Source organism: Promicromonospora sp. NPDC019610, from assembly GCF_044389365.1.
In the GTDB taxonomy this organism is placed as follows: domain Bacteria; phylum Actinomycetota; class Actinomycetes; order Actinomycetales; family Cellulomonadaceae; genus Promicromonospora.
The window spans coordinates 486,101-507,884 of record NZ_JBIRXX010000002.1 but is presented as its reverse complement, the minus strand read 5'-3'; the positions used below and the strand labels follow the sequence as shown (position 1 = coordinate 507,884).

Below are 21,784 nucleotides of genomic sequence, written 5' to 3'. Positions count from 1 at the left end.
CGGCCGTCTCGACGAGGAGCAGCCATGCCAGAACGCGACACGTCCTCCGGCCCCACCGCCGACCTGCCCACCGCCGACCTGTTCGTCGGCGGGCAGCACGTGCCCGCGGAGGGCGGCCGGTACACCGACTTCGTCCGCGCCCTGACGGGCGAGCCGATCGCCCGGATCGCCGCCGCCTCCGTCGCGGACGCGAACCGCGCCGCCGACGCCGCCGCGGCGGCCCTGGAGGGCTGGTCGGGCCTGCCGCCGGCCGCGCGGCGCGAGGTGCTGCAGCGCGCCGCAGGGCTGCTGGCCGAGCGAGCGGACGAGATCGCCGCCGTGATGGGCCAGGAGGTGGGCGCCACGCGGCCCTGGTGCGCGTTCAACGTGCACGTCGCCACCGGCATGCTGGCCGAGGCAGCGGCGCAGGCCTACTCCGCCGTCGGCGAGATCATCCCGTCCGACGTCCCGGGCCTGACCGCGTACGGCGTGCGGCAGCCCGCGGGCGTCGTCGTGGGCATCGCCCCGTGGAACGCCCCGCTGATCCTGGGCGTGCGGTCCGTCGCGATGCCGCTCGTGCTGGGCAACACCGTGGTGCTCAAGGCCTCCGAGCAGACGCCGCGCACCCAGGCCGCGATCGTGGACGTGCTGCACGACGCCGGGGCGCCCGCCGGCGTCGTCAACCTGATCAGCAACGACCCGAAGGACGCGCCCGCGATCGTCGAAGCCCTGGTGGCGCACCGCGCCGTGCGGCGCGTCAACTTCACCGGCTCGACGCGGGTGGGCCGGGTGATCGGCGAGCTCGGCGGCCGGTACCTGACCCGGGTGCTGCTGGAGCTCGGCGGCAAGGCGCCGCTCGTCGTGCTCGCCGATGCCGACCTCGCCGAGGCGGCGGCCGCCGCGAGCTTCGGCGCGTTCATGAACCAGGGCGAGATCTGCATGTCGACCGAGCGCGTGATCGTCGACCGCACCGTCGCGGACGACCTCGCCGCGCGGCTCGCCGCCAGGGCCGCGGCCCTGGCGGTCGGCGCCCCGGACGACCCGGAGGCGCAGGTGGGGCCGATGGTGCACGCCGCAGCCCGGGACCACGTGCTCGACCTCATCGCCGACGCCCAGCAGCAGGGCGCCGAGGTGATCGCCGGCGGCACGGCCGACGGGCTGTACCTGCGCCCCACGGTGGTGCGCGGCGTGCGGCCCGGCATGCGGCTCTACGGCGAGGAGTCGTTCGGCCCGGTCGTCGCCGTGATCGAGGCCGACGGCGCCGACGACGCCGTCCGCATCGCGAACGACACCGAGTACGGCCTGTCGGCCGCGGTGTTCAGCCGCGACGTGTCCGCAGCGCTCGACGTCGCGCGCCGCATCCGGTCCGGGATCTGCCACGTCAACGGCGCCACGGTGCACGACGAGCCGCAGATGCCGTTCGGCGGCGTGGGCGCCAGCGGGTGGGGACGGTTCGGCTCGCGGGCCGCGATCGAGGAGTTCACCGAGCTGCGCTGGATCACGGTGCAGGCGGGGTCGCGGCCGTACCCGATCTGACGGGGGGGGTCCGGTCCTGACGGCGCGCCCGGCCGACCGCGCTCCCGGGTAGCCTGCGGCGGGACGCCCCGGTCGCGGGGCGAGCGCTCGACGAAAGGCACCCTCTCATGACGCGTGAGCTCCCCCTGGACGGTCGCACCGCCGTCGTCACCGGCGCGGCCCGGGGCATCGGCGAGGCGACCGCCCGGCGGCTGGCCGAGGACGGCGCCGGCGTCTTCCTCGTGGACGTCTCCCCCACCGTGCTCGACCTGCGGGACGAGCTGCGCGCCGCGGGGTACCGGGCGGCGGCGTCCGTCATGGACGTGGCCGACGAGGCCGCCTGGGCCGACGCCGTCACCGCCTGCCGGGCGGAGCTCGGCCGCCCGCAGATCCTGGTGAACAACGCGTACGCCGGGCGGGTGGCGTCGCTTGCAGACACGCCGCCGGAGAGCTGGGAGCGCCAGATCCGGGTCACCCTCACGGGTGCCTACCTCGCCACGCGCGCGCTGCTGCCCGACCTGTCGGCGTCGGGCCGGGGCGCGGTGGTCATGGTGTCCTCGGTGCACGCGCACTTCGGGCTGCCGGGCCGGGCCGCCTACGCCTCGGCCAAGGCCGGGATGACAGGGCTCGCCCGGCAGCTCGCCGCCGAGTACGGGCCCGCCGTCCGTGTGAACAGCGTGCTGCCCGGGCCGGTGCTCACGCCGCACTGGGACGGCGTCGGCGAGGCGGAGCGCGCGAGCGCCGCGGCGGCGACGGCGCTGGGCCGCCTGGGCGAGGCGTCCGAGGTGGCCGACGCGATCGCCTGGCTGTGCTCCGACCGGGCATCGTTCGTCACGGGGGTGGAGCTCAACGTGGACGGCGGCTGGAGTGTCACCAAGGAATCGGTGTGAGGGACTCGGTGTGAGGGAATCGGTGTGAGAGAACCGGCGTGAGGGAATCAGCGTGAACGGCGGGCCGCCGCCGTCCTAGGGTGTGCCCATGACGACCGTGAAGCCTGTCCAGATCACCTTCGACTGTGCCAGTCCCGAGCGCGTGGGCCGGTTCTGGTGCGAGGCCCTGGGATACCTTCCCCCGGACCCGAAGGAAGACGGGTTCGACACGTGGGAGGAGTACAACCTCTCGCTGCCCGCCGAGAAGCGGGACTCCTGGTTCGCCGCGAGCGACCCGAACGACGTCGGCCCGCGGCTGTACTTCCAGCGCGTGCCGGAGGGCAAGGTCGTCAAGAACCGGGTGCACCTCGACATCAAGGTCGGCAGGGGGCTCGTCGGGGACGAGCGCCTGGCCGTCCTGGAGTCCGAGGCCGTCCGCCTGGAGGCGATCGGCGCGACCCGGGGGACGCTGCTGCTGGCCGACGGCGAGAACGAGTCGTGCCAGAACATGCAGGACATCGAGGGCAACGAGTTCTGCCTGGACTGACCCCGCTCCGCGGCCGCTGTGCCGCGCGCGCGGTGTCGGCAATTCGTCCAGATGGGATGCGCAGGTGAGGTCGGCAGTTCGCTGACACCGGCGGCGCCGCCGAGGCGGCAGTTCCGCCGACGTCGGCACTCTGCTTCCAGGTCGGCGGTCCACCCAAGTCGGCAGTTCCGCCGACATCGGCACTCTGCTTCCAGGTCGGCACAGGGGTGTGCCGACCTCCAAGCAAACTGCCGAGTTTGTGCGGCAAACTGCCGACCCTGCGGCGCAAACTGCCGATGCCGCCGAGGACACAGCTGATCTGGCGGGGGCAGACGAACTGCCGACCAGGAGCCTTACCCCGGGACCTCCGCACCGCGGAGTCGGCATGTCACCGGTGCCGGTGCCGGTGTCGGTGTCGGTGTCGGTGCTGGCAACGTGCATCGAGATCGACAGCTCTGGCGCCATCAGCAGTTTCGCCGATATCAGCAGCTCCACCCAGGTCGCCAGTTCCGCAGATACCAGCAGCTCCATCCAGGTCGGCAGTTCCGGCGACGTCGGCAGTTTGCTTGGAGGTCGGCACAGTGGTGTGCCGACCTCCAAGCAAACTGCCGAGTTTGTGCGGCAAACTGCCGACGGCGCCGGGCGAGCGCCGCAGCCGCGGGGCGCGGACTGCCGATCGAACCCAGTACCTCGCTATCCCGCCACCACCGCCCCGCGGCGGGCGTTGAGCTCGTCGAGCGCCGTCCGCACCTGGTCCGGGGCACCGGACGGCAGTCGGACCAGCTCCTCCTCCAGGGTGCGCTGGTCGGTCCACTCCTTGAGCGAGCGGAGGGCGCCGGTCTGCCCGGTGTCCGCGGCCTCGACGGCGGCCAGGACGGTCGCGAACGCCTCCGGGTCGTCGGCGACGGCACCGAGCGTGGAGGCCAGCGTGACCGGCGGCGGGACGGACCGGTCGCGCGGGTCGGGCACGGTCCACTCGTGCCGCCCGGCGCCGACCTCGAGCTCGCGCGCACCGACCCCGGCGCCCGCACCGGCCCCGACGCCGCCCCCGGCCCCAGCTCCGCCGTCGACACCCGCCCCAGCTGCAGCTCCGCCGTCAACACCCGCCCCGGCTCCGGCCCCAGCTCCGCCGTCGACACCGACCCCGGCGGCAGCGCCGGCTCCGGCCCCGGCCCCGGCCCCGGCCCCGGCCCCGGCCCCGGCCCCGGCCCCGGCCCCACCGTCAACACCCGCCCCGGCCCCGCCGTCAACACCGGCCCCCACACCCGCCCCGGAACCGCCCGGCAGCACCACCACCGCCGACGTGTTCGGCGGCACCACGGCGTGCACCACGATCTGCCCGTCGCGCTCCGCCCAGCCGGCCTCCGCGAGCCCGTACGGCGTCGAGAACCGCGTCACCGCGTGGTCCAGGCCCGCGATCGGCACGGGCGCGACCCGCAGCTTCCGGTAGCCGGGCGCGGCCGGGGCGAGCCCGGCCACGGTGCGGTGCAGCCAGTCCGCCACGGCCCCGAAGGCGTAGTGGTTGAACGACGTCATCTCCCCGGGGTTGATGCTCCCGTCCGGCAGCATGCTGTCCCACCGCTCCCAGATCGTCGTGGCGCCCATGGTCACGGCGTACAGCCACGACGGCACGCCGGTCTGGAGCAGCAGCCGGCCGGCGACGTCGGCGTGCCCGGTGACCGTGAGCGCGTCCTGCACGATCGGCGTGCCCACGAAGCCGGTGCCGATGCGGTAGCCGGCGCGGCGCACCAGCCAGGCCAGCCGGTCGCCCATCGCCGCGCGCGTCGCGCCGTCCACGAGGTCGAAGACGACGGCCAGAGCGTAGGCGGTCTGGGCGTCCGAGACGATCCGGCCGGCCGGCGTCGTGTACTCCGCCGCCCAGGCCCGCCGCGCCCGCTCGGCGAGGTCGCCGTACCGCTCGACACCCGCCGCGTCGCCGAGCACCCGCGCCGCCTGGGTGACGAGCTGCAACGAGCGCACCAGGTAGGCGCCGGCCACGATGTCGGGGTCGGTCTTGGCGCCCGCCGGGTCGTCCGGCGGCGCGTCCGGGTCGAGCCAGTCGCCGAACTGGAACATGCCCTCCCAGAGCAGTCGTTCGCCGGACAGGTCCAGCAGCACGTCCGCCCAGGCCCGCATGGACGGGTACTGCTCCGCGAGCGCCCGCCGGTCGGCGAACCGGTCGAGCAGCGTGGTCGGCACCACGGTCGCGGCGTCGCCCCACGCCGCGGCGGGCTTGGCCCCGAACGGCAGGACGAAGGGCACCACCACCGGGCAGACGCCGCCGCGCTCGGCCTGCTCGGCGGCGACGTCGCGCAGCCAGGACGCCAGGAACGCGTCGCTGTCGAAGAGGTAGCTCGCGGTGGGGCCGAAGACCTGGATGTCGCCGGTCCAGCCGAGGCGTTCGTCGCGCTGGGGGCAGTCGGTGGGCAGGGAGACGAAGTTGCCGCGCATGCCCCGCACGACGTTCTCGTGGAGCGTGTTAACGCGTTCGTCGGAGCTCTCGAACCAGCCGGTGCGGCGCATGTCGCTGCTGATGACGACTGCTGTCACGGCCGCGCAGGCCGTCTGCAGGTCGAGCTCCCCGGGCCAGCCGTCCACCTCGGCGTACCGGAACCCGTGGAAGGTGAACTCGGGCTCCAGCACGTCGGCGGACCCCGAGAGCACCAGGTGGTCCGTGGCCGCCGCGTGCCGCAGGGGCCGCACGCCGAGCTCGCCGTGCTCCAGCACCTCGGCGTGCCGCAGCGTGATCACCTGCCCGCGCTCCCCCGTCACCCGCACCCGGAGGCGGCCCACGAGGTTCTGCCCGAAGTCGAGCACCGTGCGCCCCGACGGCGTGGTGATCACCTCGCGGACCGCCACCTCGTCGACGCGGCGCACGGGTTCGGCGATCGCGGGCTCAGGGACGACGTCGGCGGCGTCCACGCGCGCCGGCGCCCACGCCGCGTCGTCGAACCCGGGCAGGCTCCAGCCGGGGACGGCGCGGCCGGCGTCGACCCGCTCGCCCGCGTAGATACCGCTGGTCACGACCGCGCCGGTCGCCGCCCCGCGCCAGTCCGGCCCGGTGACGAGCACGCGGGTGGTCCCGTCGGCGAGCTCGACGTGGAGCTGCGCCGCCGCGGCGGGCTGGTCGCCGTAGAACGTCCGGGCGGCGCCGTGGAAGCCGTACTTCTCGGTCCACCACCCGCCGGCCAGCCGGATGCCGACGGCGTTGGCTCCGACCCGCAGCAGCGCGGTGACGTCGGTGGCCTCGTGCACGAGCCGGTGCTGGTAGGCGGTCCAGCCGGGCTTGAGCACGGCGTCGTCCACCTCCTGGCCGTTGATCTCGACCTGGTAGACGCCGTGGGCGGACGCGTAGAGGGTGGCGCGCACGACGTCGCCGGGCAGGTCGACCTCGGCGCGCAGCAGGCCGGGTGCGGCGTCGTCGGGCGGGTCGGCGAGGCCCACGAAGGCGGCCGACCACTCGCCGTCGGCCAGGAAGACGCTGCGCACGGTGACGGGCTCGCTCCAGGGCGACGTGCCGCCGTCCGTGCCGGTGACCCGAACCTGCAGCGTGTGCCGGGCGTGCGGCGTCAGCGGCTCGAACGGCCAGGGCACGAACCGCGACTCGTCGGTGTCCAGGCGGAGCGCCGGCCCGCCGTCGAGCCGCACCTCCGCGCCGGCCTGCCACCAGCCGGGCACGCCGGACTCGACGGTCCAGCTCAGGCGCGGGGTGGGGGTGTCGGCGAAGGCGCCGTCGGTGCGCCGCTCCACGCGCACCTCACGGACGTGGGTACCGGTGGTGGGGGTGTCGTCGTTCATCGGTGGCCCCTTTCAGCCCTTGACCGCGCCGGACGTCATGCCGGCCACGATCTGGCGGTTGAAGAAGATGTACATGACCAGCGGCGGCACCGTGATCAGCAGGATGTCCATGAACAGCAGGTTGAACTGGCTGACCATCTGGCTCTGGAAGTTGTAGAGCGTGAGCTGCACGGTCGCGTTCTCGTCCCCCGGCAGGAAGTACAGGGGGTTGGTGAAGTCGTTGAACACGTTGACCGCCTGCACCACGACGATCGTGATGATCACGGGCCGCAGCAGCGGCAGGATGACGGCGAAGAACAGGCGCAGCGGCCCGGCGCCGTCGATGACCGCCGCCTCGTCGAGCTCGCGCGGGATGGTCGCCACGAACGCGCGGAACAGCAGGATGCAGAACGAGAGGCCGAACGTCGCCTCGATGAGGATCAGGCCGGGCATGGTCTTGAACAGCCCGGTCTGCTGCAGCACCCAGATGGTCGGCACGACGGCGGGCGGCACGATGAGCCCCGCCAGCACGAAGAAGTTCACGACCGGGTTGAGCCGGGACCTCCGCCGTTGCAGCAGGTATCCGACCATCGCCGCGAGCACCACCATGACGGCGACGCTCACCACGGTCAGCACCGTGGAGTTGAGGAAGGCCCGCACCACGATGCCGTCGCGGGTGGTGAGCACCTCGGTCAGGTTGTCGAAGAACGCCCACTGCTCCGGCCAGGAGAACTCCAGGCGGGAGGCGGACGACGCGTCCTTCGACGCCGTCAGGAAGATGAAGGCGAACGGCACCAGGAAGACCACCACCGAGAGGGCGATGGCCACGACGCCCGTGGCCCACGAGCCGAGACGTCTCATCGGTCGACCTCCTTGCGGCCCAGCAGCAGGGAGACCGGCACCATGATCGCCGTGACCACGAGGAACAGGATCACGTTGCCCGCGGTGGACAGCCCGTAGAACCCGGCCTGGTACTGCTTGTAGATGACGGACCCGATGACGTCGCTGGTGAACCCGGGACCGCCGCCCGTGGTCGCCCAGATGAGGTCGAACGACCGCAGGCCGCCGATCAGCGAGAGGATGATCACGGTGGCCGTCGCGGGCTGGACGAGCGGCAGCGTGATGGAGCGGAACTGCTGCCACCGGCCCGCGCCGTCGACCCGCGCGGCCTCGTAGTACTCCTGCGGGATCGCGACGATGCCCGCGATGTAGATGAGCGTCGCGATGCCGAGGCCCTTCCAGACGTCGACCGCCGCGATGGTCAGCAGCGCCTGGTTCGGGTCGGTGAACCACCCCGGGCCCTCGATGCCGAACGTGGCGAGCATCGTGTTGACCACGCCGTCGAACGGGTCGAGCAGGGCCTTGAAGGTGATGCCCACGCCGATCGTGGAGACCAGCACGGGAAAGAACACGACGGACCGCAGGTAGCCGCGGCCCACGAGCTGCGAGGTGAGCAGCACGGCGAGCGCCAGCCCGAGCACCACCTTGGCGCCCGAGGTGACGAAGCCGTAGACCAGCGTGTTCACGAACCCGCGCGAGAGCTGCGGCTCCGCGAAGAACTGGACGAAGTTGTCCAGGCCGATGAACTCGGTGTCGAACAGGGTCCAGCGGGTGAGGCTGAACCAGAACGACGCGAACGTGGGTACCGCGAAGAAGACCAGGTAGAGCACGCCGGCCGGCAGGTAGAACCACGACGGGTAGATGCTGCGCTGGGTGGCCGAGGTGGAGCCCGCCGTCCGACGGCGCCGGGCGGGCCGCACCTCGGTCAGGGTCGCCGCCACAGGCGACCTACCAGCCCTCGAGGCCGAGCTGGCGGGCCTGGTTCTCGACGTCCTGGTCGTAGAACTCGGCCGCCTCCTCGGCGGACTTGATGCCGGAACCCACCTCGACCGTCACCTTCTCCAGGTTCGGGCCCTTGACCGGCGACAGGAACTCCAGCGCGTTGGCGGCGCGGCCCTCGTCGAAGTAGGCCTGGATGTCGTCCAGCATCGGCGGGGCGGAGTCCAGCACCTCGCACGTGCCCGCGTACGGGCCGGCGGGCGGCAGCAGCTCGTTCTGGATGTCGCACCCGGCCTCGCTGTTCGCGAAGGCCACGAACTCCTTGGCCGCCTCGAGCTCGGCGCCCTCCGTGGAGCGGGGGACGTACAGCGCGTTGGGCTGCCAGATCGTGGCCTGCGTGTTCTCGGCGTCCTGCGCGGGGAGCGCGAAGAAGCCGATGTCGTCCACGGCGTCCGGCGTGTTCTGCAGGATCGTCTGGATCACGTTCGACAGCATCGGGTAGTGGGCGCCCTCGCCCTCGGCGACCATGCGGGCGCCGTCGGGGAACGTGGCGGACGGGAAGTCCTCGTTGAAGTACCCCGCCTCGGCCACCTCCTGCTGGTGCTGGAAGCCGAGAAGGGCGGGCTCCTCGGCGTAGGACCGCTGGTGCGCCGTGTACTGGTCGGCCCACTCGGGGTCGACGGCGGTCACGTTGGCGAAGTCGCCCAGCACGAAGAGCTGGCTCGTCCAGGTCTCGCCGTAGGTCTGGATGACCGGCGCGACGCCGTCACCCTCCGCGGCGATCGTCGCGTTGTTCGCCATGAACTCGTCCCAGGTCTGCGGGACGGTGAGGCCGAGCCCCTCGTAGACCGGCTTGTTGTAGACGACGCCGCCCGCGAACGAGGCGCCGAGCGGCGCGCCGTACAGCCCGTTGTCGGTGCTGACGACGGGGGTGAACTCCTCGGTGAGCGAGCCGACCCACTCCTGGTCGCTCAGGTCCACCAGCGTGGAGTCCGGGTTGAGGGCCTGCAGCAGGGAGCCCGAGTTGTAGAAGAACACGTCGGCCATCTCACCGGTCGACAGCCGGGTCTTGACCAGGTTGTCGCCCTCGGTGCCGCCGGGACGGATCTCGACGGTGACCTGGATGTCGGGATGCTCCGCCTCGAACGCCTCGACCAGGGCGTCGGCGGTCTCGGGGTTGGGCGCGTCGTTGGTCGTGAGGAACGTGATCTCGGTGGTGCCGTCGCCGTCCGAGCCGGACGCCGAGCAGCCGGCGAGGGCGAGGGCCGTGAGCGCGGTGGCGGCGACGGCGGGGCGGGTGAATCTGCGGGTTCGAAGTGCACGGGACATCTCTCTACCTCCTTGTAGAGACGCATGGGACGATGGGTGTAGAGCGATCTACACTCGCACCGATGAATCCTTTCAGTGGGAGCACGCTAGCGGGGCGCCATTTCTGGTGTCAACCGATCTACACAGGCAGGATGGCCTCACGATGAGCACGCACCCGACGCGCCGGACCCGGCCCTCGACCATCCAGGACGTCGCCCATGAGGCCGGCGTCTCGCGGGCCGCGGTCTCCAAGGTCATCCGCAACGCCTACGGCGTCAGCCCCCACATGCGCGCGCAGGTCGAGGCCGCGATCGAGCGCCTGGAGTACCGGCCGCGGGTCGCGGCGCGCGCCATGCGCGGGGCGAGCTTCACGCTCGGGTTCGAGATCCCGCAGGTGGGCAACGACTTCCTGACGATGATCGTCGACGGCGCCACCGAGGCGCTCGCGGACACCCCGTACCAGATGATCATCGCGCCGCTCGGGCGCGACCAGAAGGGCGACGTGGCGATCAACAGCCTCGCCGACCGCCAGGTCGACGGCATCGTGGCCATCTCCCCGCGCGTCGACCCCGCGTGGCTCGAACGGGTCGCCGAGCGCACGCCGCTGGTGATGATCGGGCGGCACGACAGGTCCGACCGCTACGACACCATCACCGGCGACGACCGCTCCGGCGCCGAGCAGGTCATGTCGCACCTGTTCGACCTCGGCCACCGGCGCATCGTCCACCTGACCATCCACCCGTCGCGGCCCGAACCGCCGTGGGCCGGCCAGGCCGGCGCGGAGCCGCACGTGGTGCGGACCGCGGTCTACCGCGAGCGGATGACGGCGGCCGGGCTCTCGCCGCAGGTGGTGCACACCATGTTCGACGGTTCCGAGGCCCACACGGCCACGCTCGACCTGCTCGCCTCCCCCGACCGTCCGACCGCGATCTTCGCGGGCAACGACACCCTGGCCATCGGCGTGCTGAGTGCCGTCGCGGAGGCCGGGCTCGACGCGCGCGACGTGTCGGTGGTCGGCTACGACGACGTGCCGATCGCACGGCACCCGCTCGTCTCGCTGACCAGCGTGGACCAGAGCGGCATCACGCTCGGCCGGGAGGCGGTGCGGCTGCTGCTGGAGCGGCTGTCGGGGCGGACGGAGGCGGTGCGGTACGAGGCGGAGGCGGTGCTCCGGGCGCGCCGGTCGTCGGCGGCGCCGCGGGAGGCGTGACCTGAGGGGATGCTGTTGACCGGGCGGCGGGGCTTTCCGGGCGGCGGGGCTTTCCGGGCGGTCGGTGATCCCCTTTGAGGCCCGGGTTTCTTCGCTCTGGGACAGTTCAAAGCGAAGAAAGCCGGGCCTCAAAGGTGATCGTGGCGGCGGGCGACTCGTGACCGAGCTAGTCGTCCGGACCTGTGACGTCTGGGCTTGTGACATCGGGGGCGGCGACGTCCGGGCCTGTGACGTCCGGGCCCGTGGCGCCGCCGTAGGTCGCGATCTTGTACTCCGTGGCCGCCAGCGAGAGGTTCAGCTCCCGGATCCGACGCCGGATGGTGTCACGGTGCTCCAGCAGGAGGTCGAGGCGCTCGGGCTCGGTCTCCTGACCGGCGTCGACCAGGGTGATGTAGTGCTGCACGTCGCGCATCGGCATACCCGACAGCCGCATCCGGGTGACGAAGACGAGCCGGCGCAGGGCCGCGGCGTCGTACAGGCGGTAGCCGGCGACGTCGCGGCCCACCTCGACGAGGCCCGCGCGCTCGTAGTACCGCAGCGTGTGCGGCGAGACGTCGAGGTAGGCGGCGGCGTCGGCGATCGGCAGGGGTCCGGGCACCGCGTCAGCGTCAGCGTCAGCGAGGGCGTGGATCACGTCGGCCGACGGCGCGCCGTCCTCCCCGAGCGCCGCGAGGGCGCGCGACATCAGGTCGTCCGTTGCCATGCCCACCAGCCTAGGCCGGGCCGGGCCGGCTCCGGTCCGGGCCGGCCCGACCTGGCCGCACAAGGTTGGGGCCGCGTCATCAGAACGCCCGCACGGCCGGGGGCACGCCCGGGAAGTCCGCCGAAACGGACGCACTGGCCCACTTCTCGACGTCGTCCGCCGCGACCGCGTACGCGCGCCGCAGGTTGCGCACCGCCTCGGCGCCGAGCGGCAGGCGCAGCGGCGCGTCGGGTGCGTCCAGCACGCGGCGGACGACGGCGGCGGCGCGGGCCGGATCGCCCTCCTGGTTACCGTCGGCCTCGGCCATGTTCGCCCGGACAGCGCCGGCGACGGTGTCGTAGGCGGGGTCGGCGGCCGCGGTCTGGAGGACGTCGGTCGCGTTGAACGCCGTCCGGAACCGGCTGGGCTCCACGATCAGCACCCGGACGCCGAAGGGGGCAACCTCGCCGGCGAGCGCCTCGGACCAGCCCTCGAGCGCGAACTTCCCGGCCGAGTAGCTGCCGACCGCGGGGAACGACAGGCGTCCGCCCTGGCTGCTCATCTGCACGATGGCGCCCGTGCCGCGGGCCCGCAGGTGCGGCAGGACCGCCCGCACGTAGGCTGCCGGGCCGAACAGGTGCTGGTCGAGCATGTCGCGCAGTGCGGCGTCGCCGATCTCCTCGGCGGTCCCGACCTGTCCCGCGCCCGCGTTGTTGACCAGCACGTCGATCCGCCCGAACGCGTCCAGGGCCCGGCGCACCACGGCCGCCGCGCCCGCCGTGTCCCGGACGTCGTGCTCCACCGCGAGCAGCCGCTCGCCGTGCCGCCCCCGGAGCGCGTCGAACCGGTCGGCCCGGCGCGCCGTGCCGACCACACGCTCGCCGGCCTGGAGCGCGGCCTCCGCCAGGGCGAGGCCGAGACCCGAGCTCGCGCCGGTGATGAGCCAGGTCTTGGTGTCGGCCGTCGGGCGGGTGTCGGCCGTCGGGCGGGTGTCGGCCGTCGTGCGGGTGTCAGTGGTGGTGCTGTTCGGGGCCGTGCTGTTCAGGGCCGTGCTGTTCGAGGTCGTGCTGTCGTAGGTCATGGCGGCGACGCTAAGGATTGGAGCGCGCTCGAACGCAAGCGCGGTCGGCCGGTGCTGAGGTCCGCAGCCCGGTGCTGAGGTCCGCAGCCCGCTTCCCTGGTCGGCGGTCTGCTTCTGAGATCGGCAGTCCGCTCCTGAGATCGGCAGTCCGCCCATGAGGTCGGCAGTCCGCATCGAGGTCGGCAGTCCGCATCGAGGTCGGCAGTCCGCATCGAGGTCGGCAGTCCGCATCGAGGTCGGCACAGAGCTGTGCCGACCTCGATGCAGGCTGCCGACTCTGCCGCGCAAACTGCCGACTGCGCTAGGCGAACTGCCGACTGCGCTGACCAGGCTGCCCACTCCGCCGGGCAGAACGCCGACCGCTGTACATGGACCCGGTCCAGCCCGCCGGGCAGACTGCCCCATCCGCCGGACATTCTGCCCAATCCGCCGGGCAGAGTGCCGACTGCTGCGCACCGACTTCCGTCTGGGCCGCCGGTCTCAGGGCAGCAGCACCGTGCGGATCGCCGTGATCAGGCCGCCCTCGACGAGCACCCGGATCAGTGCGACGGGCGCGCCGTCCTGCGTCGCGACGAGCGCGATGCCGTCGTCCAGGAGGAGCGGCGCCAGGGTCCAGCCAGACTCCGGCCCCAGGTACCGCAGGGACCCGGCGGCCACCCGCTCGGCGCCGGTGTCGAAGCCGACGCGCTCGCCCCGCAGCGTCGCCCAGCCCGAGACCTCGGGGTGCAGGATCCGCACCAGGGCCGCGAGGTCGCCCCCGGCGCAAGCCGCGATGAAGGTGTCGACCACCTGCTGCAGCTGGGGGTCGGCCCGCTGTCCGGCGGGCGCGGTCGGCGTCGGACCGTGGGGGGCCGGACCGGACGACCTCGAGGCCGACGTCGACCCGGACGACATCGGCGCGGTCCGCCCTCCCGCGGCCGACGACGGACGGATCGAGAGCGCGGCCGACGTCGGGCCGCCGGACGGATTCCCCGCCGACGCCGGGCCGCCGGACGCAGACCCCGCCGGCATCGGGCCGCCGGACCGAGCCCCCGCGTGCGTCGAGCCGGTCGATGGCCGGCCGCCGGTCGCACCCGGACCGCCGGACGCAGACGCCGTCGGCTCCGACGCCCGGATCGCCCGCCGGGCTCGGCTGGCGAGCTGGCGGCACGCGGCCGGGGTGCGGCCGACCGTCTCCGCGACGCTCTCGAAGGGGATCCCGAAGACGTCGTGCAGCAGGAACGCGGCGCGCTCCCCCGCCGTCAGCCGGTCGAGCACGACGGACAGGGCGCGCCGGATCTCGTCGTCCAGGGTGACCCGGTCCGCCGGGTCCGCGGGCGCCCCCGTGCCCAGGCCCGGCGACCCCACGCCGGCACCGAAGTCCCACGCGGACGGGTCCTGCGGCGCGGACAGCCGCCGGTGCGCCGACCCGATGCGGTCCAGCGCGAGCCGCCGCACCGCCACGACGAGCCAGCCGCGCAGGTCACGGATGCCGGCGACGTCCTGGGTCGCGAGCCGCGCGAACGCGTCCTGCACCACGTCCTCGGCCTCGGTGGGGTCGGCGACGATGCGTCGCGCGACGGCCAGCAGGTACGCCCGGTCGTCACGCGACGCCGCGGCGACGCGCTCGGTGTCGCGCCGCGCGCCCCCGACGTCCGCACCACCCCCGACGTCCGCGCCGCCCCCGACGTCCGCGCCGGCCCCGACGTCCGCGCCGGCCCCGGCGTCGCGCGCTCTCCCGACGTCACGCACCTCCGGGGCATCCGTCCCTGCATCGCGCACCCCGTGAGCACCGCCCCCGGCATCCGTCCCTGCGACGCGCACCCTGTGGGCACCACCCCCGACGTCGGCCCAGGCGCCGCCCGCCCCCTCGGCGCCGGCCCCGGCCCCGGCGCCGGCCCCGGCGTCGGTCCCTGCGGCAGCCCCGACATCCGTCCCGGCATCGGCCCTGGCGCCCTCACCGCCCCGCTCGCCGGCACCTCGCGCGGGGTCACGTCCAGCTTCGCTCATGCCCGCACGACGATCGGGCACCCCGCGATGTGACGGCGTCACACACCCGGCGGCCCGTTCGTCCTGTCCGCACCCGGCCGGCGAACCGCCGTCCGACCGACCCGAAGGAGCCTCATGCTCACCACCACCCTGTGGGCGGCGCAGATCGTCCTCGCCCTGTTCTTCCTGTTCGCGGCGCTGCCCAAGATCGCGGGCCGCGGCATCGACCGCTGGGCCGGGTTCGACGACCTGCCCCGCTCGATCGTCGTCCTGACCGGCATCGTGGAGCTCGCCGCGCCGTTCGCGCTCGTCCTGCCCCTGCTCCTGGGCGCCTTCGAGTGGACGACGCCGCTGGCCGCGGCCGGGCTCGCCGTCGTCACGCTCATGGCCAGCGGGTTCCACATCCGGGCCGGCGAGTGGCTGCCCGCGCTGGAGACGGCGCTGTGGGCGGCGCTCTCCGGGGCCGTCGCCGTCGGCCGCTGGGGCCTCCTGGCCACCGGACCGCACCTGGACGCCGACCTCCTGGTCCTCGTGATCGGGCTGGTCACGGTCGCGCTCACGATCAACCTCGTCGCGATCTTCCGCGGCCCGGCTCCGTCCCGCTCCGCCCGGGCCGCTGAGGCCGATCGTCCCGCACCGGCCGGGAGGCGCTGAGCCCCTCCCCTTTGAGGCCCGGGTTTCTTCTCTTTGAGCAGCCGCAAAGCGAAGAAACCCGGGCCTCGAAGGAGATCTGCGCGTACGTCGTGTGCGGGGCGCCGACGGAATGCGGGCGGGCGCGCGAAAGTTGGTGATGAGGTGAGCCTCCTGACCGACGCCGCCCCCGACGGCACCTCCTCCGAGGGCACGGCCCCCCACGGCACCGCCCCCGACCACTCGACGTCCGACCCGTCGACGCCCGACCACTCGGCACCCGACTTCTCCGCGCTCGACTTCTCCGCGCTCGACAACCCCGGCTGGTCGTCGCTCGTCGGGGAGCACGCCCACCTCGCCGAGGGCGGCGACCTCGTCCGCCGCTACCCCGTGGACGTCTCGCCGTGGGCCGCCGTCCGCACCTGGGACGACCCGGACGTCTGGGCCGCGATCATCGACCTGGTCGGGTACGACGCCGACTTCCCCGGCCCGCCCGAGTCCGTCGCGCTGCCGGCCGGCTGGGTGCGCGGCGACGTGTTCGGCGGCGTGCAGCTCGTCGAGACCGAGCGCGTGGTCGGCCGCCCCGACGAGGAGGCCGTGGTGCTCGGCGAGGCCGACGTGCCCGAGATGCTGGATCTCGTGTCCCGCGCGAAGCCCGGGCCGTTCCTGCCCCGTACCTACCAGATGGGCCGGTACGTCGGCATCCGGCGCGACGGCCGGCTCGCGGCCATGGCGGGCGAGCGGTTGCGTCCGGCGGGCTGGACCGAGATCAGCGCCGTCGCCACCGACGAGCGCTACCGCGGGCAGGGCCTGGCCTCGCGGCTGGTGCTCGACGTCGTGCACTCCGTCCGCGAGCGCGGCGCCCGGGCCATGCTGCACGCCTCGGCGGGCAACACGAACGCCATCCGGCTCTACGAGAGCCTCGGGTTCGTGCTGCGCCGCCGCAACGAGTTCGGGAACGTGCGCACCCCCGCGAGCGCGTGACGCCCGCGAAGGACCGGCGCTGACAGCGTGCGCCGGGTTCAGCGCGTGAGCCCGGCGCGCGGCGTCAGTGCGCCGCCGCCTCCTCGGTCTTCTTCTTCCGGGACGGCAGCAGGTGCAGCACGGCCACCACGACGGCGCCGACCACGAGGCCGACCACGGCCGAGCAGAGGGTGTTGAACAGCCAGCCGAGGGTGCCGCCGAGCGCCCCGGCGCCGTCGTGGATGACCACCTCGAGGTGGTGCACCCACTCGTAGGGCCCGGGGATCCAGCCGGTGCCGTCCGCGCCGAGGTTGACGAGCAGGATGTGGCCGCCGACCCAGAGCATCGCGATGGTGCCGACCACGGAGATCACGGCGAGCACGCGCGGCATCGCCTTGACCAGGCCGCGGCCCAGCGTCTGGGAGAACCGGGACTCGCGCTCGGCGAGCCGCAGCCCGACGTCGTCCATCTTCACGATGGCCGCGACGATGCCGTAGACGATGATCGTGATGACGAACGCGACCACGACGAGGATGAGGAGCCTGGACCAGAAGGTCTCGTCGGCCACCTCGTCGAGGGCGATCACCATGATCTCGGCCGACAGGATCAGGTCGGTGCGGATGGCGCCGGCGACCAGCTTCTTCTCGGCCTCCGGGCTGACCTCGGCGGCGAGCACCGTCTCCTTGCTGTGGCCGGAGATCTTGTGCCAGATCTTCTCGGCGCCCTCGTAGGCGAGGTACGTACCGCCGATCATCAGCACGATCGGCAGCAGCCACGGCAGGAACTGGCTGAGCAGCAGCGCGGCCGGGAGGATGAAGATCAGCTTGTTGCGGATCGAGCCGATCGCGATCTTCTTCACGATCGGGAGCTCGCGCTGTGCCGCGACGCTGCGCAGGTACTGCGGGGTCACGGCGGTGTCGTCCACGACGACACCCGCCGCCTTGGCAGTCGCACGGCCCGTCGCCGCCCCGACGTCGTCGATGGACGCCGCCGCGAGCTTGGCCAGCGCGGCGATGTCGTCCAGCAGTCCCATCAGGCCACCCACGGCGCACCCCGCTCCGGTCGATGTGTCGTCATGTCCCGAAGCCTATGCAATCGAGGCCCCCGCGTGTGTCAGGCGTACAGGTCCCCGGGGGGACCTGTACGCCTGACACACGCGGGGCTGTGGTCAGCGGCCGGCCGGGGTGAGCTCGATGCGGTCCAGGTTCCAGTTCTGGTAGGCGTCCTCGGGCAGGGCGATGCGCAGCGTGTGCGTGCCCCTGGTGAGGCGCTGCGTCACGCCGCCGGGCTGGAGCACCTGCTTGGCGTGGCTGGTCGTGTTCCGCACGTCGACGCGGGCGCTCGGCGCGCCGTCGTCGAACGCCACGGTGTACGTACCGGCGGGCGAGTACGGCGACGACGCGCGCACCGCGACCTCGTAGGTACCGGTCCTCGGCACCTCGACCTCATAGGTGAGCCACTCGCCGCCGCGCATCCAGCCGAGGCTGACGGCGCCGTCCAGGTCCTGGATGTCCACGCCCTCGCCCGGGCGCATCTGCAGGTTGCTCCGGTTGGCGGGCTCCAGGTCGTGGTACCCGACGCCCTCGCCGGGCAGGAAGTCCTCCGCCTGGATCCGGACGCCACCGCGCGGCAGCGGGTCGCCCTCGCCGGTACGGAGCCAGCTCTCCAGCTTCTCGACGTCGTCCGTCTGGAAGATGGTGGTGTCGTACCCCTCGACCAGCGCCTGCCAGCCGCGCAGCGGGTCGATGAGCGAGGCCTCGTCGGTCATCCGCTCCGACAGCCCGTTCCACATCGTGTTGCTCCAGACGCGGCTCCCGCTCGCGACCTTGTCCAGGAACGGACGGCGCGCGACGACGTCGGCCGTGCTGTCGAAGTTGACCTCGTAGGCCACGGGCTGGTCGGCGCCGAACTTCTCGACGTCCGCGGCGTTCGCGTCGGTGACCATGTGCAGGTAGACGGCGCCGCGGTGCGTGGCCCGGAACTCCTGGACCTGCTCGACGGGCGCGTCCGACTTGTAGAGGCCGTTGCGGACCGTGCCGGTCTCGGTGAGCACCGCCCAGATCTCCTCGCGGAACGGCCAGCCCTTGTCGAGGTTGACCAGACCGCGGTCCTTGGCCAGCAGCATGGCCTCGGCCAGGGTCGGCACGCCCTCGTCGGTCAGCGCGGCCTGCACGCCGCCCAGGCCCGCGCGCAGCCGGAGCCCCTCGATCTGCTCCAGCGTCAGGCTGTCCACGCGCCCGGTCCCGTTCGTGGTGCGGTCCACGGTGGTGTCGTGCATGAGCACGGGGACGCCGTCGGCGGTGAGCTGGACGTCCAGCTCGACGATCTCCGCGCCGTCCGCGAACGCGGCCAGGATCGCCGGGGCGCTGTTCTCGGGGGCCGCGCGCCACTGCGCGCGGTGGGCCGCGGTGAGGATCTTGGCGTGCGGGCCGTGGTCCAGCAGGTCGCGGTAGGCACGCTCGGCGGCGGTGCCGCCGCCGTGGCCCGGGCCGCCGAACGCGGCGGGGGCGGCCGACGCCGCGGCGTCACCGGTTCCTGTGTCCTGGACCTCGACGTGCTGGGCGGCGCCGCCGAGGACGGAGGCGGTGGCCCCGGACAGCACCAGCGCGGCCGTGGCGACCACGGCCCCGACGCGGGTACGGATGCGTGAGTTCATGGGCCCGACTCTGGTGGTGGTGCCGGCCGCCGGGGCGAAGCGCACACGGCGGCCGGCTGAACACTGGCTGAACGTCAGCCCTGCCCGCACGTCACACGGGCGTCGGCCCAGTCGGCGTGGTCGAAGTTCTTGCCGTCCGACCCCTCGTCGGCGACCAGGCGCAGGCGGCGCACGCCGGTGACGTCGACGTCGAGCGGCACGCCGCCGTCGTCGTTGGACAGGACCGGGGTCTCGGCGAGCAGCACGCCGTCGCCGTAGACGGCGAACCGCACGGAGCCGACGCCGGTGTCCCCGGGCTTGTCGAGCACCTCGTCGTCGATCCCGACGACGGCGGTGAACGCCGTGCAGGCGCCGCCGAGCCAGGCGGTCACCGAGCCGGTCGCGTGCATGCCGATGCCCTTGGCGTAGGTGGTGCCCGCGATCCGCAGCGGACCGCCGTCGCCGCCCGCGGCCTCGCCGTTGGACCGGTCGCGCTCGACCGGGCCGTAGCCGTTGCTCTGCTCGGTCCAGTCGAGGTCGGAGACGAACGGGTTCCCGGCCGGGGCGGGCGGCGTGACCCACAGCGTGGCCTGGCTCGCGGCGACGTACGCGTCGTCACCACCTTGCACGCCGGACCCGTGTGCGCCCCCGGCGCGGTAGTCGACGTCGACCGGCACCTCGAACGTGCCCGTCGCGCCCTCGGCGGGCACCCGGACCTGCCACGTGAAGCGCGCGGTCTGCCCGGCGGCGAGCCGCGCCACGGTGCGGGTGCCCTGGTCGGCGGTCCAGCCCTCGGGCAGGTCCGGCGTGAGGCGCACCCCCGTGACGGCGCGGTCCGCCACCATGAATGCGGCCGTCACCTCGACGGTACTGCCGGGCTCGACGTCGGCCTGCTCGGGGTCGACGGTGATCGTGGCGTCCGGCCGGGCCTCCAGCGGGTCCAGGCACGACTCCCGGCCGCCGGTCGCCGCGCACACGACGGCCACGAAGCCGCCGTTGTCCGCCGTCGGGACCCGCAGCGTGTCCGCGGCCGTGGTGCGCACCGTCGAGTGGACGGTGGCCGACCCGTTCGCGCCGTCGTCCGTCAGGAGGTCGACGACCACCTTGGACCCGCGCGTCAGGCCCGCCAGCGGGAGCCACAGCGGGTCGCCCGATCCCGCGCGCATGCCGCCCACGAACCAGCGGTCCCCGGAGCGGCGCGCGAGCACCGCGTCCCTCCCGGGTGTGCCGCCGAGCAGCCGCACCTCGTCCCAGGTGGTGGGGAGGTTCCGCAGGAACGGCAGCGCGTTCGGCTCGTCGTCGTACCCCTCGGGCTTGTCCGAGATGTGCTGCCAGCCCGACTCGTACACGACCGCCATCGCCGCCTGCTGCGCCTTGGACGTCCTGGCGTTGTCACGGGAGAAGACCACGGGCGTGAAGTCCATCGACCCCAGCACGTTGCGCGTGAACGGCACGATGAGGCTGCGCTCGGGGCTGATCCCGTTCTCCATGCCGCGCACGGCCTCGTAGCTCATGATGTGCGGCCAGGTGCGCTGCATCCCGGTGGGCAGGGCGGCGCCGTGGAAGTTGACCATCAGCTCGTAGCGGGCGGTGTCGCGCGCGACGTCGTCGTACCACCGGTGGATCTCCTGCGAGTCGGAGTCCATGAAGTCCACCTTGATGCCGCTCACGCCCCACGACCGCAGGCGCGGCAGCCACTCGTCGCGCTGCTCCTGGGTGCGCAGGTCGCGGCTGTGGAACCAGACGATCACGTCGACGCCGCGGGTGTGCGCGTAGCGGACCGTGCGCGGCACCCAGCTGGCGTCCCAGCCCTCGTCGAGCAGCACGTACTCCCAGCCGTTGCGCGCGGAGAGGTCCACGAAGTCCCGCTGGCGCGCCTCGTTCCGCGGGCTGCTCCCGTCGGTGAGCCAGCTCCAGCTCGACCGGCCCGGCCTGATCCAGTCGGCGCCCGGGTCCAGGGCGGCGGGCGTGGCGAGGTCGTCCACCAGGGTGGAGCCGACGACGCCGGCGAGGTCGCCGACGATCGCGACCCGCCACGGTGTCGACAGGTCGCCGGTGGTGGTCACGGGGCGGCCCTCGAAGAGGTCGATCCCGTAGCGCAGCGAGCCGGCCTCGTGCGTCAGGTGCGAGCCCGCGTAGTCACCGTGCAGGTCGGCCTCCGTGACCAGCACGTACCGGCCGCCCTGCCCGAACAGCACCGGGTACCCGACGCTGCCGGACCCGTTGCCGGCCGCGGCCGTGGTGGTGCTCCACTCGGCCTCGTAGTTGACGGCGTAGGAGCGCTGCATCCAGGCCGGGCCGTCCGCGGCCGGCTCCCACGCGCCCGACTCGTCGTCGACCCGGTGCTCGCCCGGGCCGTCGATCAGGTAGCGGTAGGCGACGCCGTCGTCGGACACGCGGACCGCTATCCGCAGCCGGGCGCCGGCCGGGTCGGCGAACGTGAACACCGACTCGCGGTGGGTGTAGCTGCGGCGCTCGCGCTTGCCGGTGCTGGTCGAGTAGGTGTCCGAGACGGTGCGGTCCTGCCGGCCGGCGAACGTCAGGCCGGTGGTCAGGTCACCGTCGCTGCCCCGCAGGCCCAGCTGCGTGGCCGAGAGCACCGGGTCGCCGTCGGACAGCACGTCGAGCGCCACCTGCCCGGCCGCGTCCAGGCGCAGCAGCCCGTCCAGGTGCGAGCCGCGCGGGCCGTCCACCCGCCAGCTCGACGCCGTCCCGCCCGCCGGGTCCGGCGCGCCCGCCGGGGCGGCACTCGCGCTGCCGGCGACCACCAGGCCGCTCGCGACGAGGGCGACGGCTGACACCGCTGTCACCAGATGGAGAGCAGGACGGAAGGCTGGTACGAGCTTCACGAGGTCTCCCTTG

Annotated in this window: 17 protein-coding genes; 7 read left to right on the top strand and 10 right to left on the bottom strand. The window is 73.4% G+C overall.

The window, feature by feature from the left end; genetic code table 11:
- Positions 1 to 24 precede the first annotated feature (24 nt).
- From ACH45N_RS13810 to ACH45N_RS13800, 3 genes are all read left to right on the top strand, one after another.
- Positions 25 to 1,515, top strand: coding sequence for an aldehyde dehydrogenase family protein (locus ACH45N_RS13810; RefSeq protein WP_397394710.1), 1,491 nt, complete (start codon positions 25 to 27; stop codon positions 1,513 to 1,515).
- A 107-nt stretch (positions 1,516 to 1,622) separates the two neighbouring features.
- Positions 1,623 to 2,384 (top strand): SDR family NAD(P)-dependent oxidoreductase, encoded by a 762-nt coding sequence (locus ACH45N_RS13805; RefSeq protein WP_397394708.1) that lies wholly within the window; start codon positions 1,623 to 1,625, stop codon positions 2,382 to 2,384.
- 88 nt (positions 2,385 to 2,472) lie between these two features.
- Entirely contained in the window at positions 2,473 to 2,910 is a 438-nt protein-coding gene (locus ACH45N_RS13800) for a VOC family protein (protein WP_397394706.1), read from the top strand.
- A gap of 672 nt (positions 2,911 to 3,582) precedes the next feature.
- Here the strand turns inward: ACH45N_RS13800 and ACH45N_RS13795 are convergent.
- From ACH45N_RS13795 to ACH45N_RS13780, 4 genes are read right to left on the bottom strand one after another with little or no spacing between them, the layout of a single operon-like run.
- Complete coding sequence (locus ACH45N_RS13795) at positions 3,583 to 6,687, bottom strand: family 78 glycoside hydrolase catalytic domain (RefSeq protein ID WP_397394704.1); 3,105 nt, start codon at positions 6,685 to 6,687, stop codon at positions 3,583 to 3,585.
- Positions 6,688 to 6,699: 12 nt separating this feature from the next.
- Positions 6,700 to 7,527, bottom strand: coding sequence for a carbohydrate ABC transporter permease (locus ACH45N_RS13790; RefSeq protein WP_397394702.1), 828 nt, complete (start codon positions 7,525 to 7,527; stop codon positions 6,700 to 6,702).
- The gene (locus ACH45N_RS13785) at positions 7,524 to 8,447 is read right to left on the bottom strand and encodes a carbohydrate ABC transporter permease (RefSeq protein WP_397394700.1); all 924 of its coding nucleotides are present in this window, start codon (positions 8,445 to 8,447) and stop codon (positions 7,524 to 7,526) included. Before ACH45N_RS13785 ends, ACH45N_RS13790 begins: the two co-directional genes overlap by 4 nt.
- Positions 8,448 to 8,454: 7 nt before the next feature.
- Positions 8,455 to 9,774: an extracellular solute-binding protein gene (locus ACH45N_RS13780; protein ID WP_397394698.1), complete on the bottom strand. Its 1,320-nt coding sequence runs from the start codon at positions 9,772 to 9,774 to the stop codon at positions 8,455 to 8,457.
- A gap of 142 nt (positions 9,775 to 9,916) precedes the next feature.
- Between ACH45N_RS13780 and ACH45N_RS13775 the strand changes: the two genes are divergently transcribed.
- Positions 9,917 to 10,963 (top strand): LacI family DNA-binding transcriptional regulator, encoded by a 1,047-nt coding sequence (locus ACH45N_RS13775; RefSeq protein WP_397394696.1) that lies wholly within the window; start codon positions 9,917 to 9,919, stop codon positions 10,961 to 10,963.
- 166 nt (positions 10,964 to 11,129) lie between these two features.
- Here ACH45N_RS13775 and ACH45N_RS13770 read toward each other — a convergent pair whose 3' ends face one another.
- The 3 genes from ACH45N_RS13770 to ACH45N_RS13760 form a co-directional block, all read right to left on the bottom strand.
- Entirely contained in the window at positions 11,130 to 11,666 is a 537-nt protein-coding gene (locus ACH45N_RS13770; protein WP_397394694.1) for a MerR family transcriptional regulator, read from the bottom strand.
- Positions 11,667 to 11,745: 79 nt separating this feature from the next.
- A complete protein-coding gene (locus ACH45N_RS13765; RefSeq protein ID WP_397394692.1) occupies positions 11,746 to 12,726 on the bottom strand; it encodes an SDR family NAD(P)-dependent oxidoreductase in 981 nt (326 codons plus the stop codon).
- Positions 12,727 to 13,206: 480 nt separating this feature from the next.
- Entirely contained in the window at positions 13,207 to 14,457 is a 1,251-nt protein-coding gene (locus ACH45N_RS13760; RefSeq protein WP_397394690.1) for a sigma-70 family RNA polymerase sigma factor, read from the bottom strand.
- A 33-nt stretch (positions 14,458 to 14,490) separates the two neighbouring features.
- Here ACH45N_RS13760 and ACH45N_RS13755 point away from each other — a divergent pair, with 33 nt between their 5' ends.
- From ACH45N_RS13755 to ACH45N_RS13745, 3 genes are all read left to right on the top strand, one after another.
- On the top strand, positions 14,491 to 14,748 hold the full coding sequence (locus ACH45N_RS13755; protein WP_397394688.1) for a hypothetical protein: 258 nt from the start codon (positions 14,491 to 14,493) through the stop codon (positions 14,746 to 14,748).
- Positions 14,749 to 14,829: 81 nt separating this feature from the next.
- Positions 14,830 to 15,348, top strand: a complete 519-nt coding sequence (locus ACH45N_RS13750; protein ID WP_397394686.1) for a DoxX family protein — start codon at positions 14,830 to 14,832, stop codon at positions 15,346 to 15,348.
- 141 nt (positions 15,349 to 15,489) lie between these two features.
- Positions 15,490 to 16,308: a GNAT family N-acetyltransferase gene (locus ACH45N_RS13745; protein WP_397394684.1), complete on the top strand. Its 819-nt coding sequence runs from the start codon at positions 15,490 to 15,492 to the stop codon at positions 16,306 to 16,308.
- 64 nt (positions 16,309 to 16,372) lie between these two features.
- On the opposite strand, the gene ACH45N_RS13740 is transcribed toward ACH45N_RS13745, so the two are convergent.
- From ACH45N_RS13740 to ACH45N_RS13730, 3 genes are all read right to left on the bottom strand, one after another.
- Positions 16,373 to 17,320: a DUF808 domain-containing protein gene (locus ACH45N_RS13740; RefSeq protein WP_397394682.1), complete on the bottom strand. Its 948-nt coding sequence runs from the start codon at positions 17,318 to 17,320 to the stop codon at positions 16,373 to 16,375.
- A 135-nt stretch (positions 17,321 to 17,455) separates the two neighbouring features.
- Positions 17,456 to 18,943, bottom strand: a complete 1,488-nt coding sequence (locus tag ACH45N_RS13735) for a glycerophosphodiester phosphodiesterase family protein (protein WP_397394680.1) — start codon at positions 18,941 to 18,943, stop codon at positions 17,456 to 17,458.
- Between the two features lie 74 nt (positions 18,944 to 19,017).
- On the bottom strand, positions 19,018 to 21,723 hold the full coding sequence (locus tag ACH45N_RS13730) for a glycoside hydrolase family 97 catalytic domain-containing protein (protein WP_397394678.1): 2,706 nt from the start codon (positions 21,721 to 21,723) through the stop codon (positions 19,018 to 19,020).
- Positions 21,724 to 21,784: the final 61 nt, after the last annotated feature.